This window comes from Paraburkholderia flagellata, assembly GCF_021390645.1.
Taxonomy (GTDB): domain Bacteria; phylum Pseudomonadota; class Gammaproteobacteria; order Burkholderiales; family Burkholderiaceae; genus Paraburkholderia; species Paraburkholderia flagellata.
Map to the genome: position 1 here is coordinate 826,777 of NZ_JAJEJT010000003.1, position 12,637 is coordinate 839,413.

The 12,637-nt window shown below is 64.1% G+C and carries 9 protein-coding genes and 1 pseudogene; 5 read left to right on the top strand and 5 right to left on the bottom strand.

All coding sequences use genetic code 11. From position 1 onward, the window contains the following. Window positions 1-98 precede the first annotated feature (98 nt). Window positions 99-632 carry an EF-hand domain-containing protein gene (locus tag L0U83_RS27390; RefSeq protein ID WP_233887283.1) on the top strand — a complete coding sequence of 178 codons (534 nt, stop codon included), beginning with the start codon at window positions 99-101 and terminating at the stop codon, window positions 630-632. Between the two features lie 18 nt (window positions 633-650). After that, window positions 651-800, top strand: a pseudogene (locus tag L0U83_RS27395) (hypothetical protein); the annotation flags it as partial. 81 nt (window positions 801-881) lie between these two features. Here the strand turns inward: L0U83_RS27395 and L0U83_RS27400 are convergent. Continuing rightward, the gene (locus L0U83_RS27400; protein WP_233887284.1) at window positions 882-2,603 is read right to left on the bottom strand and encodes a dihydroxyacetone kinase family protein; all 1,722 of its coding nucleotides are present in this window, start codon (window positions 2,601-2,603) and stop codon (window positions 882-884) included. Between the two features lie 468 nt (window positions 2,604-3,071). Here L0U83_RS27400 and L0U83_RS27405 point away from each other — a divergent pair, with 468 nt between their 5' ends. Next, entirely contained in the window at window positions 3,072-4,040 is a 969-nt protein-coding gene (locus L0U83_RS27405; protein ID WP_233887285.1) for an EAL domain-containing protein, read from the top strand. Continuing rightward, window positions 4,015-5,514 (top strand): sensor domain-containing diguanylate cyclase, encoded by a 1,500-nt coding sequence (locus L0U83_RS27410; RefSeq protein ID WP_233887286.1) that lies wholly within the window; start codon window positions 4,015-4,017, stop codon window positions 5,512-5,514. Before L0U83_RS27405 ends, L0U83_RS27410 begins: the two co-directional genes overlap by 26 nt. Window positions 5,515-5,523: 9 nt before the next feature. Here L0U83_RS27410 and L0U83_RS27415 read toward each other — a convergent pair whose 3' ends face one another. From L0U83_RS27415 to L0U83_RS27425, 3 genes are read right to left on the bottom strand one after another with little or no spacing between them, the layout of a single operon-like run. After that, a complete protein-coding gene (locus L0U83_RS27415; RefSeq protein ID WP_233887287.1) occupies window positions 5,524-6,996 on the bottom strand; it encodes an efflux transporter outer membrane subunit in 1,473 nt (490 codons plus the stop codon). Further along, window positions 6,989-10,177, bottom strand: coding sequence for a multidrug efflux RND transporter permease subunit (locus L0U83_RS27420; RefSeq protein ID WP_233887288.1), 3,189 nt, complete (start codon window positions 10,175-10,177; stop codon window positions 6,989-6,991). The genes L0U83_RS27415 and L0U83_RS27420 overlap by 8 nt, the downstream gene beginning before the upstream one ends. A gap of 12 nt (window positions 10,178-10,189) precedes the next feature. Beyond that, window positions 10,190-11,347 (bottom strand): efflux RND transporter periplasmic adaptor subunit, encoded by a 1,158-nt coding sequence (locus L0U83_RS27425; RefSeq protein ID WP_233887289.1) that lies wholly within the window; start codon window positions 11,345-11,347, stop codon window positions 10,190-10,192. Window positions 11,348-11,800: 453 nt separating this feature from the next. On the opposite strand from L0U83_RS27425, the gene L0U83_RS27430 reads away from it, so the two are divergent. Next, window positions 11,801-12,127 (top strand): RcnB family protein, encoded by a 327-nt coding sequence (locus L0U83_RS27430; RefSeq protein WP_233887290.1) that lies wholly within the window; start codon window positions 11,801-11,803, stop codon window positions 12,125-12,127. An 88-nt stretch (window positions 12,128-12,215) separates the two neighbouring features. Here L0U83_RS27430 and L0U83_RS27435 read toward each other — a convergent pair whose 3' ends face one another. Then, window positions 12,216-12,596, bottom strand: coding sequence for an SHOCT domain-containing protein (locus tag L0U83_RS27435; protein WP_233887291.1), 381 nt, complete (start codon window positions 12,594-12,596; stop codon window positions 12,216-12,218). Window positions 12,597-12,637 lie beyond the last annotated feature (41 nt).

The window sequence follows — 12,637 nt, forward strand, 5'->3', positions numbered from 1 at the left end:
AAAGTCAGATGAAATACAACCGTAATCCAGAATGAATGTCTGCACGGCCGTATGGCATTTCGCGGCCCACCAAACTCAACTCGTCAAAGGATTCTGTGATGTCCATGTCCTCGGTGAACGGTTCGACCTCTGCTTACGAGGCGTATTTCAGCTTCGCGCAAAAGCAGTCAGCTTCGTCGGACTCGCCCGATCGTGCCACGCTCAACAGCTTTTCGACCCAGAAAACGGTCACGGCCATCAATACGAGCACCGGCGCGGCCGAAACGCAGACACTGCGCGCGACGCCGCTCGCGGTTGCATGGGCGCCCCAGATGTTCGTGCAGGGCGACAAGAACAACGACGATTCCCTGTCGCTCGACGAATTCCAGGCTCAACTCTCGCGCGCCGGCGTAGGAGCCGACGACGCAAAGCAGCTTTTTAGCAGCTTCGACACGTCCAACGACGGTCAGGTATCGCTTACCGAGTTCGTGACGGGCGTGAGCAGGAGCATTTCGAGCGGAAGCCAGGTGTTCAACGATCTTCTGGACTCCTATACACGAGATGCAAACGGCAATCTGGATCAAGCCAAAACCGATAATTTCCTGAGCACCGGCCTGAGCCTGGCCGAAACGTTCTGGAAAAATCTCGGCTAGCAACAAAAACGCACCGTCAGCCCCGAGCAAATTGCCGACGCGATCCGCTTCGTCGGTTCCGATGAGGCCAGCTTCATGACGGGCGAAATCCTGCGCATGAATGGGGGCGCACGGCGTCGTGATTCTCATTGGGCCGCCGCGCTCAGCCAGGCCCCTCGCATACGCTGACGCGGGCCACGGCTTTCCGGGCGATCCGGTCTACACGGTTTTCGAACCGCTCTGAGCCATGCGCTTCGCCGCGACCCCGCCTCACCCCGCGCCAATATGCGACTGCAGCGCCTTGAGCCAGCACGCCACCACCACCGCCCCGCCATCAGGCGTCCCGATCGCGCGCGCGCCCAGATAGCTTGCGCGCCCCGCGCGCGGCGTCATTTGCGCCGTGCCTTTCGCGCCCAACTCCGCGGCGCTCACCGCCTGCGCCCACGCTTCGCCCGCGGGGCATACCGACCTCAGGGCGCTTTCCAGCGCATCGACGGCGGGAACGAGCGCATCGAGCATCGTGCGGTCGCCCGGCTTCGCGCCGCCCAGTTCGCTGATCGCCTCGGCCGCGCCGCGCATGGCGGCCGCCCAATCCAGCGCGCCGGGCTGCGCTGACTCGCCGAGCGTGCGCGAGGCGCGCAGCAGCGCCGTTGCATAGAACGGTCCGGAACTGCCCGCTATCGCGCGGCGCAACGCCGTGCTGAGCGCGGCGAGCGCGCTGCCCGGCGAACCCAGCGCGCCTTGCGGCACAGCGAGAATGGCCTGCGCGGCGCGATGCATGCTCGCGCCCAGATCGCCGTCGCCGGCTCGGGAATCGAGGTCCGTGAACAGGGCTTCGTTCTCGATCAATGCGTGCGCAACGGCATCGAGCGCGGGCTTGAGAAGCCGCTTCCAGTGTTCGCTGGCCGCATCCGCAGGCGTTGCGCCCGCCTCTGCGTGCGTATCCGCTGCTGAAAATGCAGACTCGATGCGGATCTGCCGATTGACCGTGCCGACGCCGGGCCATGCGTGCGCTTCGGTGTCGGCGTCGAGCAACGCGAGTCTGGCATCGTCGAGCCGGAGCACGGAGATCGAACAGCCCGGCATGTCGAGCGCCGAGAGAAACGTGCCGGTCCACGCCCGCTCGACCACCACATCGCGGCGACTCAGACTCTCGAATGCATCGCGCATGATGATCGCCAGTTCCATCACGGGAGTTGCGCCGAGTCCGTTCACGAGCAGCGCCACGCGCTCTCCGCTTTTCAACGCGAGGTCTTCGACGATGTTGGCGAGCAGCGTCTCCGTCAATTCGCCCGCCGCCATCGGCGCCGTGCGTTCCACGCCCTTCTCGCCGTGGATGCCCATGCCGAGTTCGATCTCGTCGTCGGCCAGGCGAAAGCCGGCTTTTTCCGCGCCGGGCAGCGTGCAGCCGTCGAGCGCCACGCCCATCGTGCCGAGATTCTCGGCCGCGCTGCGCGCAATCGCGGCTACGAGGCCCAGACCGTCGCTGCGCGCGGCCGCCGCGCCCGCAATCTTGTGCACTAGCACAGTCCCTGCAATACCGCGGCGCTGATTGCGCTCCGTATGCCCGCGCAACGACACGTCGTCCGCCACGATGACGATTTCGACCGGAATGCCTTCGGCGCGCGCCAGTTCTGCCGCCAGGCCGAAATTGAGCCGGTCACCCGTGTAGTTCTTCACGATGAGCAGCGCGCCCTTCGGGCCCGCGCTCGCGCGGATCGCGGCGAGCACGGCGTCGGTCGAGGGCGACGTGAAAACTTCGCCGCACACCGCGGCGCTCAGCATGCCTTGCCCCACGTAGCCGCCATGCGCGGGCTCGTGGCCGCTACCGCCGCCCGAGATCACGGCGACGCAACGCGCGTGCGCGCTCGGCAGCGGATTGCGAACGAGGACGTTTTCGTCGCCGAGCACGGCGACATGCGGCGCGGTCCGCGCAATGCCTTCGAGCATTTCGCGCACCACAAACGACGGGTCGTTGACGAGCTTCTTCATGTGAGTCCCTTGAAAGAGTAACAGGGGCAGAAACAGATCCATTCACGCCATGGGCGTATTGAAGCACGGGCGTGAAAACGCGTTCCGGATTCGCGCACCACTCATCGAGCGAGAATCGCAGGATCAAGGCGGCTAGGTAAAAACACCCATCAAAGCGGCACGACGAACACCCGTTATTCAGGCAGTAGCGTCCGATCACGGACTTGCCCGTGCATTCGCCCGCCTGCATGCCTGGAAGACCATGGCCCCTCTGCCCGCCTCCCACGCTGACGCCGGTGCCTTCATCAGTAACCTGCCCACTTCCGCCGGGCAACGCGGCGCGAGTGGCGATGTGCCGAATCGCGTTGCGTAGCGATGAACGTAGCTGAAACATCCGGATCCCTACCACAGGCACCATCCCGCGCCCCCGGCAAAGGCGTCGCCGTTGCGCTAGCCGTTGCGCTGATCGTATGCGTGGCAATCGGCGCGATGCTGAGCGCTAACCTTTCGCGTGGGACGGCGGACTCGCGGCTTCGCCATGAACTGGCCATCACGTCGGAACTCGAAGCCCTGCTCACGCTGCATATTGCAGCGAATACCGACTTCCTCAAAGGCGTGGGCACGGCGGGCTACACGTCGCGCGGGTGGCCGATCAAGCGGGCCGCAGTCGTGGTCGGCATTTACGACCGGCTCGCGCATGACTTTGCCGGCGCGTCGCGCAATGAACGCACGATCCGCCAGTTGCGGCAGTTGAGCGCCGTCTGGCCCGAGCAGCTCGACGCGGCCGCGCGCAATATCGCGCTCGCCGACGCGGGCGCGAAACTCGAGCCCGCCCTGATGCAGCGCGCGAACGAAACGCTCAGCTCCATCATGTCGCTCCTCACCGCGCTGCGCTCCGGGCAACGCGAGCAGATCAAGGAATGGGCGCGCCAATACCCCGATATCGTCGTTTCGGTGAACGTATCGCCGGTCCAGTTCATGCGCGCGGATTTGCCCGCGATGATGGCGGACACGCTCGCGCATGCAGGCGTGAGCCCGCGCAATATCGAACTGGAAATCACGGAGGGCGTGCTCATGGCGCCCCGTTCGCTCGCCACACTGCGTGCCCTTCGCGAGATGGGGCTCTCGGTCGCTATCGACGATTTCGGCTCGGGCTATTCGAGCCTCGGCTACATTCGCAGCTTCATGCCCGATCGTCTCAAGCTCGACATGTCGTTCGTGAAGGGCATTGGCCACTCGCGCGCGGACGAGGTCATCGTGAAAGCGGTGCTCGCCCTCGGCCATACGCTCGGCATGCGTGTCGTGGCCGAAGGCGTGGAAACGCTACGGCAACTGGAATTCCTGATCGAGAACGGCTGCAACGAGGCGCAGGGCTACTGGTTCGCCCGCCCGGTGGATGCAGCGAGCGCACAGTCCTATCTGGAAGCAAGCCATGCGGCCAGCGTTCACCAGCGGTAACCTGCTCAGATGGCTCACGGGGCCGCGCACCATTTTCTATGGCAGCCTCGCGGTCGCCTTCATCATGGCGTCGCTCTGCGCGACGGTGCTCTACGAGAGCCGCCACGACGCCCTGGAGCGCGCGAGAGAGAATTCGCGCAACGTCGCGCTCGTTGCCGAACGCGACATCGAGCGCAATTTCGAGCTCTATGCGCTTTCGCTGCAAGCCGTGGTCGACGGCATCGGCCGGGCCGACGTCATGGCGTTGCCCGCGCATCTGCGCAGCCAGTTACTGTTCGACCACGCCATTACCGCGGAATATCTGGGCTCGATTCTCGTGCTCGACGAAGCGGGCAACGTCGCCATGAATTCGGCCACCGACACGCCGCTGAAGGCGAATTTCGCCGACCGCGACTACTTCACGGTTCAGCGCGACAATCCCCACGCTGGCCTCTACATTAGTGCGCCATACCGTTCGCGCTTGCGCAACGGCGCGCCCAGCATCGCGCTGAGCCGCAGACTTTCGCATCCCGACGGGTCGTTCGCCGGCATCGTCATGATCGCCATCAACCTGGAGTATTTTCACCAGCTGTTCGCCGGGCTCTCGCTTGGGCCGCACGGGGCGATTTCGTTGATCGCGCAAGACGGCACCATGATCATGCGCCAGCCCTACGACGCGTCCGTGGTGGGACGCAACATCCGTCGCGCCAGTACGTTCCGCCAGTTTCTGGCCGCGAAAGAAGGCAGTTTCTCGGATACGTCGTCGATCGATGGTGTACAGCGCATGTATTTTTTCCGCAATTTCCCGCGCCAGCCGCTCATCATCATGGTGGCGGAAGCCGAACCCGATATCTACGCCGCCTGGCGGCGGCGTGCGCTGACCATCGGCACGCTCATGGGCACCTTCGCCATCGGCTTCGTCGCGCTCTCGTTCGTGCTCGCCACGCAGTTGCGGCGCAGAATGCGCGCCGAGTCCGAACTGCAGTTGCTCGCGCGCACCGACAGCCTCACGGGACTGAACAATCGCCGCACGCTCGGCGAGATCCTGGAACAGGAATGGCGGCGTGCAAAACGCGCGCGCAGCGTGTTCTCGCTGCTCTTCGTCGATATCGACAGGTTCAAGGCCTATAACGACAAGTATGGCCACCAGGCCGGCGACGACGCGCTCGCCGCCGTCGCGCGCTGCATTGGCGAAAACATCCGCCGGCCCGCGGACACTGCCGCCCGTTACGGCGGCGAAGAGTTCATCGTCGTGCTGCCCGATACGCTGCTGGAAGGCGCCTGTGCGATCGCCGAGAAAATCCGCCATGCGATCAGCGAACTCGCCATCGAGCATTCAGGCAGCGAGTACGGGCGCGTCACGGCGAGCATTGGCTCCGCAAGCTGGTCACCCGACCACGATGTCGACGTCACGCAGATCATCAAGGCAGCCGATCAGGCGCTGTACGACGCCAAGGCGCGCGGCCGCAACCGCGTCGCCATGTGTGTCGCCTGACCCGCGCGGCTATGGGGTGGCAACGCTGCTACCCGCGTCCGCATGCTCTGGCCGGGGCGCATCCTGCCCGCCTCCTAGCGCCACGTATAACGAAGCGCCGTTTTGCAGCGCCGCCGCGCGTAGCTGGATCAATTGCTGCTGTGCCGCGAACAGGCTGCGCTTTGCATCGACCACTTCCAGGTAGATGGAAATGCCGTTCTGGTAGCGCAGATCGGCGGCTTCCGCCAGGCGCGCCTCGGAGGCCACCGCGCGCTCCTGTGCCGCGATCTGCTCCTGCAGGCGCTGGCGCGCAATCAGCGCATCGGAGACTTCGCGGAACGCCACCTGAACGGTTTTCTGGTAGTTCGCCACGAGTTCCGTTTGACGCGCTTCGGACAGGCGCACCTGCGCGCTGCGGCGACCCGCGTCGAAGATGGGCAGCGTGACGAATCCGGATATGAGCCATGCCTGCTTGCCGGGCACGAACAGATCGCTCAACTCCGGAGACACATAGCCGAAACTGCCCGTGAGCGAAACGCGCGGGAAGTAGTCGGCGCGCGCGGCGCCGATGTCGGCGTCGGCGGCTCGCAACGACTGCTCGGCGGCGCGAATATCGGGGCGCAGTGCAAGCAGCGAGGAAGGCAGGCCTGCATCGAGCGCGCCGAACTGGTCGGCGTCGGCCAGCACATGGCGTTGCGTCATGCCGGCGGCGTCGGGCAGCGGGCCACCGATCAGGACAGCCAACTGATCGCGCTGCTGGCCCGTCGTCCTTTGCAGCTCGGCAAGCTGCGTTTGCGCCTGCGTGACGAGAATGCGCGCCTGTTCGTAATCCACGAGCGATGTCGCGCCCGCGTCAAGACGAAGCCGCGCGACTTCCAGCGCGTATTGCCGTGTTTCGAGCGTGTGCTGAGCCAGGTCGATGCCCTCGTTGCCCGAGAGAATCGCGTAGTAAGTCGCGGCCACGTTGCTGATGAGCGAGAGACGAAACGCTTCATTGGCCTCCACCGTCGCCAGATAGTTGCGGCGCGCGGACTCGCTCAGGTTTGCCACGCGCCCCCAGAAGTCGAGTTCGAACGACGTGACGGCCACCTGCACGCTGTACTGGTTGAAGTGAACCGAGGTGTTGTTGTTGGCAAGCTCAGGCTCGATGGTGTTGAGCGGCGTTTTGGTGCGGGTGGCATCCGCGCCCGCGGCCACTTGCGGAAACTGCGCGGAGCGCTGCACGCGGTAGAGCGCCTGCGCCTGCTCGATGCGCGCAACTGATGCCGCAAGATCGCGGTTATGCGCGAGTGCCATGGCAATGAGTTGCTTGAGCGCCGGGTCGCGGAAAAACGTCTCCCATGTCAGCTCCGAAGCGAGACGCTCGCCCCCCGGCGCAGCAATATCCGCACTCTCGTAGGTGCTGGCAACTGGCAATTCCGGCTGCTGGTAGCGCGGGGCGAAATTGCACGAAGCGAGCGCGAGGCATGCAGCAATCGCCATCCACCTGGCAGTCTTAAACATCGCTCGCTCCCGCTGGCCGCGCGTCTTCTTCGTCATCGTCCTGCGCGCGCTTGCGGCTCAACCATCTGCGTGCCACCACATAGAACACGGGCGTAAAGAAGATACCGAGCAGCGTGGCCGTGAACATGCTGCCCAGGATGCCGGTGCCCACCGCCTGCCGCCCCGCCGCACCCGCGCCCGTGGCGAGCGCGAGCGGCAGCATGCCGAGCACGAAGGTCACGCTCGTCATCAGAATCGGACGCAAGCGCTGGCGCGCGCCGTTCACTGCCGCACTCACGGTATCGCTGCCCGCGGCCTCCTCCTTGACGGCGAATTCCACGATCAGGATGGCGTTCTTGGCAGCGAGGCCGATGATCGTCACGAGGCCGATGTTGAAGTAGACATCGGCGGAAAAGCGCCGCGCCATGGTGAGGAGAACCGCGCCCAGCACGCCCAGCGGAATGATGAGCAGCACGGCAACGGGAATCGCCCAGCTCTCGTAGAGCGCGGCGAGCAGCAGAAACACCACGACGAGGGAAAGCAGCAGCAGCGCACCGATCTGCCCGGCCGCCTGCTGTTCCTCGAAGGCCGTGCCGGTCCATTCGTAGGTCAGGCTGCCGGAAAGAACGTGGTCCGCAATGCGTTCCATCTCTGCGAGCGCGGCCCCGCTGGAGCGGCCGGGCGCCGCCTGCCCCGAGATCGTGGCCGACGGAAAACCGTTATAGCGCTCGACCTGCTGTGGCCCCGCAGTCCAGTGCACGCTCGTGAACGCCGAAAACGGCACCATCTCGCCCACGTTGTTGCGCAAGCGCAGCGCGCCGATGTCCTCGGGCCGCATGCGCTGGTCGGCGTCGGCCTGCATGAGCACGCGCAGCACGTTCCCCTCGTAGACGAAGTCGTTCACGTAGTTCGAGCCGAACGCGAGCGCAAGCGCGCTGTTCACCTGGCCGATCTGCAACCCCAGCGCACGTGCCTTCACGCGGTCGATATCGACATACAGTTGCGGCGCGGGCGGCAAGCCGTCGGGCCGCACGCCCACCAGCAAGGGGCTGCGCGCGGCCTCGGCCAGCATGCGCGCGCTCGCCTGCTGCAACGCCGCGCCACCTACGCCGCTGCGGTCCAGGATCTTCATCGTGAAGCCGCTCGCATTGCCGAGCGAGGGAATGGCGGGCGGATCGAGCGCGAAGACGAGCGCTTGCGGAATATTTCGGAATGCTGCGTTCGCGCGCCCAACGAGCGCCCCCGCCGAATTCGCGGCGCCCGGCCGGTCCGCCCACGGCTTCAGGTCGACGAACGACATGGCCGCCGACTGCCCCTGGCCGAAGAAGCTGAATCCCGTGACCGACGCGATATTGCGCACCTGGGGCTGCTGCCTGAGAAAGGCCTCGACCTGATCGACGACCTGTTGCGTGCGCTGCGCGGTCGCGCCGGGCGCCGCCGTATACGCGACGAAAATGTGCCCCTGATCCTCAGCCGGAATGAAGCCGCGCGGCAGTTGGGTGAAGAGGAACCCGGTCGCCACGCAGACCACGACGAATACGACGAGCCAACGAACCGGCTTGCGCAGCATGGCCTGCACGGCCATCACGTAGCGCTCGGTGGCGGTATCCAAGCCGCGGTTGAATGCGTCGAAAATGCGCTGCTGGATGCGGGCTGGCCAGTGCGCGGCAGCGCGCTTGCCGGTGCCGTCATCGGGCTTCGTCTTGCTGCCCAGCAGCGTCGCCGACATGGCCACGCCCAGCGTGAGCGCAAGCAAGGTGGACAGAAAGATCGAGACGGTGAGCGTGACCGAGAACTGGCGATAGATCGCGCCCGTCGAACCCGGAAAGAACGCCATCGGAACGAACACCGCAATGAGCACGAGCGTGCTCGCGATGGCGGCGCCCGCAATCTGCCCGATGGCCTTGACGGTCGCCCGCCGTGCACTGAGCCCCTCTTCCTGGATCACGCGCTCGACGCTTTCCACCACCACGATCGCGTCGTCATTGAGCACGCCGATCGCCACGACCATGGCGAACAACGAAAGCAGATTAATGGAGAGTCCGAACAAATAGATCCCCACGCAAGTGCCGATCAGCGCGATCGGTACGACCAGCGTGGGAATGAGCGTCGCGCGCCACTTCTGAAGGAACAGGAACACGATGACCGTCACGAGCAGCAACGCTTCGACCATCGTGCGCAGCACCCCGCTCAGCGAAGTCGTGATGAACGGCGTCGTGTCGAACGGCACGACCCATGTCACGCCCTTCGGGAAAGTGGGCTGCAACTGCGTGAAGCGCTGCCGCACGGCGCTCGCCACGGCCAGCGCGTTCGCGCCGCTCGCGAGCTGGATGGCGATCCCTGCGGACTCCTTGCCGTTCACGCGAAAGCGAAATCCATAGCTGTCGTTGCCCAGTTCCACGCGCGCGACGTCACCCACGCGCACCGTAGAGCCATCCGGGTTCGAGCGCACGATGACCTCGCGAAACTGCTCGGGCGTCGAAAAGCGGCCGCGCATGACGACCTGCGCATTGAGTTCGGCGCCAGGCGCGAGAGGCTGGTCGCCGAGGCTCCCGCCCGCAGTCTGGCTGTTCTGTTCCTGGATGGCCGTCATCACTTCGTTGGCCGAAAGACCGAAGCTGCTGAGTTTTTCCGGATCGATCCAGATCCGCATCGCATACGACGAACCGAACAGCTGCGCATCGCCGACGCCGGGAATGCGGCGCAATTCATTGACGATGTTATTGGCGGCGAAGTTGCCCAGTTCCACAGCCGGTATCGACCCATCGGCCGATTGCAGCGCAACGAGCATGAGAAAGCCCGACGACGCCTTCGTGACGGTCACGCCCACCTGCCTCACCTCCAGCGGCAAGCGCGGCTCGACGCGGCTCAAGCGGTCCTGGACCTGCGAGAGCGCCACGTCGAGATTCGTGCCGGGCCTGAGCGTGACGGTGATCTGCGCCGTGCCGTTCGAGCGGCTTTGCGACGACATGTAGAGGAAGTTCTCGACGCCGTTCATTTCGTCTTCGATGATCGACGTGACCGTGCGGTCCAGCGTATTCGCGTCCGCGCCGCTGTAAACCGCCGATATCGTGAGCGAGGGCGGCGCTACGTCGGGATACTGCTCGACTGGCAGCAGCATGAGCGCGAGGCCGCCAAAGAGCGCAATGAAGAGCGCAACCACCCACGCGAAGACCGGCCGGTAGACGAAGAATCGGTTCATGACGCGCGCCGCTCAGGAGTGGCCCGCAGCGGCGAAGGGATGGGCGTCCACGCGCTGCCCCGGCTGCACCCTCTGCCAGCCATCGACGATGACACGCTCACCCGGCTCCAGCCCGTCCTTCACGACCCATTGCCCCGCTTCCTGCGGGCCGAGAACGACATTGCGACGCACGACAGTGCCGTCGTCGGCGACGAGCGAGAGGCTCGCCCCGTTGTTGTCGAACTGCACGGCGCGCGCGGGGACAGCCAGGCCATTCGGTATCGTTCCGATCACGACGCGCCCGCGCACGAACTGCCCCGGCAACAAGATGCGCGACGCATTGTTGAAGCGCGCACGCAGAACCTGCGTGCCGGTGGAAGGATCGACGACGAGATCGGTAAAGTCGAGCACGCCCGGCTCGCCATAGTCGTCGCCGTTCGCGAGCGTGAGCCACACTTGGGCGCGGTCGGCGGCGGGCGCCGCGAGCGCACCCGACGCGATTTGTTTGCGTACCTCCAGCAAAGATATATTCGACTGCGTGAACACGGCGTTCACGGGCGAGAGCTGATTGACCTGCGTGAGCAAGGTCGCGCCGCCCGCACTGACTAGCGCGCCTTCGGTCACGAGCGCGCGCCCGACACGGCCCGCAATGGGCGCGCGAACCGTGCATCGGTCGAGACGAAGTTGCGCGAGCGTCACGGCGGCGCGTGCGTCCGCAACATTCGCATCGGCCTGCTGTAGTGCGGCCGTCGCGGCCTCGAATTCCTGGGCGCTCACGACCTGGCGCGCCACCAGCGGCTTGAAGCGCGCAACTTCGGAGGCCGCATTGCCCTGCACGGCCTGGGCCCGGTTGAGCGCCGCCTGGGCCTGCTGCAATGCGGCCTGGTAATCGCGCGAATCGATGAGAAAGAGCGGCGCGCCGGCCCGCACGTCGGTGCCTTCCTCAAAGAGACGCCGCTCGACGATACCGTCTACGCGGGCCCGCACCTCCGCCGAGCGGATCGCTTCGATGCGGCCTGGTAGTTCGATCACGCGGGGAATGGATTGCGCCGCAACCGTTTCGACCAGCACGCTCGGCGGCGGCGCTGCGCCGCTCTGGGCTTGCCGGTCGCGACATCCGAAGCCCGTCAGCAGCAGTGCCGCAACGACGATCAGCAACGGTCGACAGCGTCTGGGTTCGCAGTTTGACACGCGAGGCTCCACCGAAAAATAGAGTCGGTACACGCGCACCCGGAACGGCTCATTGCGCACGTACTCGAACGGCTCATTGCGATGTTCACCCAAACTGCGATTTACGGCCCCCGATGTGCGCAGTCCGCAAGGGCAGAAACGTGAGAAAGGCACACAACATTTCAATTGTTATCTAACAGATATCGCTTTCATACTTTCACAGGATTTACGCAAAACCGCCACAAAATCAACTACTCGTAAATTTCTTGAAGTCAGAATTCCCTTTACTACTATGGATAGACGCTTCACACCCTTATTCACACCGCTGGATTCTTTCGTTTTCCAGCCATTGCCCATACGCTTTTAAGGGCACGTTCGCCCAGTCGGATATCACGGTTTTCGGATTGTTCTATAACCGAAGAAGCCGTAGGTCATGGCGACGTCAATCATCTTCTTGCCTCAGGAGATCGAATCATGAAAAGCCAACTCGTCCTCTCAGTCATCGCTGCGCTCGTCGTCGGTGTCTCCTCGTCCGCAATTGCACAAGGCACATCCGGTGGCGATCAAAGCCAGGGGACAGGTCGCCAGCAGGTCATGCCGACCATGCCGCATCGCGACTGGCACGAGGGCCAGCAGGTTCCCTCGAAGTACCGGCATTACAACTTCCAGATGAAAGACTGGAAGTCGCATAATCTGGACGCGCCTGGGCGCGGCCAGCAATGGCTGGGCGTGAACGGCGACTACGTGCTGGTGTCAAGAAGCAACTGGAAGATCGCGAAGATCGTTCCGGGTACTGAATGAGTGGGATGACGAGACGGGCTACGTGAGTGTAGCCCGCTCAATTACTGCATGATTCATGCAGGGGCGGTTGCCATGCATGCCGCCCTTCTCAATCGACGAGCCGCGAGCGAAGGCGCTTGTACTCGTCGTCTGAAATCGATCCTGCCGTTTTCAGCTTGTCGAGCTTCTCGATTTCGTCCGCGACACTGTAGCCCACGATGTGGCGCAGTTCTTCGCGCGCCTTCTGCGCCCGTTCCTGGTTGCGATGCGCCATGTCCCTGCCTTGTGTGAGCACGTAGGCAAAAATGCCGATATAGGGCAAAACGATCAGAAATATCACCCAGACGATCTTCAGGAATCCCGATATATCGGTTCGACGAAACAGGTCACTCGTAATCGTGATGAACAGCCAGAACCACAGAATGAACATGAATATCGAAAACGCATCGATAATGAAGTTCGAAAACGTAAAGCCATTTGCGAAGATCATGAATCGCCTCCGTCGGTTTTGCGTGTGGAAAAGGCAACTGT

What these genes read in the sequence shown, in the direction of transcription:
- L0U83_RS27415 (WP_233887287.1), bottom strand. Translation starts at nt 6,996, where the DNA reads ATGTTTAAGACTGCCAGGTGGATGGCGATTGCTGCATGCCTCGCGCTC.
- L0U83_RS27400 (WP_233887284.1), bottom strand. Translation starts at nt 2,603, where the DNA reads ATGAAGAAGCTCGTCAACGACCCGTCGTTTGTGGTGCGCGAAATGCTC.
- L0U83_RS27430 (WP_233887290.1), top strand. Translation starts at nt 11,801, where the DNA reads ATGAAAAGCCAACTCGTCCTCTCAGTCATCGCTGCGCTCGTCGTCGGT.
- L0U83_RS27410 (WP_233887286.1), top strand. Translation starts at nt 4,015, where the DNA reads ATGCGGCCAGCGTTCACCAGCGGTAACCTGCTCAGATGGCTCACGGGG.
- L0U83_RS27435 (WP_233887291.1), bottom strand. Translation starts at nt 12,596, where the DNA reads ATGATCTTCGCAAATGGCTTTACGTTTTCGAACTTCATTATCGATGCG.
- L0U83_RS27420 (WP_233887288.1), bottom strand. Translation starts at nt 10,177, where the DNA reads ATGAACCGATTCTTCGTCTACCGGCCGGTCTTCGCGTGGGTGGTTGCG.
- L0U83_RS27405 (WP_233887285.1), top strand. Translation starts at nt 3,072, where the DNA reads ATGCTGAGCGCTAACCTTTCGCGTGGGACGGCGGACTCGCGGCTTCGC.
- L0U83_RS27390 (WP_233887283.1), top strand. Translation starts at nt 99, where the DNA reads ATGTCCATGTCCTCGGTGAACGGTTCGACCTCTGCTTACGAGGCGTAT.